Genomic DNA, 664 nt, shown 5'->3' with positions numbered 1-664 from the left:
ATCTGACCGCACCCGAAGTATTGACCAAGGTTTTGGATTTCCTCCGCCATGCCCAATCGCCCGAGGACTTCCGGATTGAAACGGTAGAGAAGGTGATGAAGATAAAATTTATGCCATCCAAGAAAGAGGATGACTCAACCAGTGGATTTTCTTCAGGCAATCAGTTTGGTGGCAGTATTTGGGGATGGGCACTTAATTTTAATAAAAATCAGTCTGGAAAAATGCACTTATTTTTCGGTAGCGGAGGAGGAAATCCTCCCGCAACGCCAATCTGCCAAATGGATTTAGATCAATTCCATCCACTACTGGTGCAGGCAGGGTTTACCTATACAGGCAAAGGGCATTGGGGCAGACCCTTCAACGGCTACGAAAAAAAATACCCGAACGGCTACGAAGCAGATCTCCAAGTCTTTTATCAGGGGGAAAGTGCAGAAAAAGTACTGCATAAATGCATCAATGAAATTACTTTCGATATTTTCAAGCCGGGGTCATAAAACATGAGTCAGATCAATCCTCAACTGCAAAAGATATTGGACGACTTTGCCCAAAATTCGCTCCCCAACGGCAAAAACTCAAACGAATACCGCAATCTGATTGCCACCGTAACAGCATCACCCGTATTGACCGAACGCCTCAATACCGCAGCGGAAAAGGGCTATTTGGA

At 45.2% G+C, this 664-nt stretch carries 1 protein-coding gene; it reads left to right on the top strand.

Going from position 1 to position 664, the window contains the following annotated elements:
• On the top strand, positions 1-494 hold a 494-nt coding region (locus HMPREF2872_RS08360), incomplete at its 5' end, for a hypothetical protein (protein ID WP_083311770.1).
• Positions 495-664 lie beyond the last annotated feature (170 nt).

This window comes from Neisseria sp. HMSC069H12, assembly GCF_001812735.1.
Classification (GTDB): domain Bacteria; phylum Pseudomonadota; class Gammaproteobacteria; order Burkholderiales; family Neisseriaceae; genus Neisseria; species Neisseria subflava.
The sequence above is the reverse complement of the archived record's forward strand: the minus strand, read 5'-3'. Positions and strand labels throughout refer to the sequence as shown.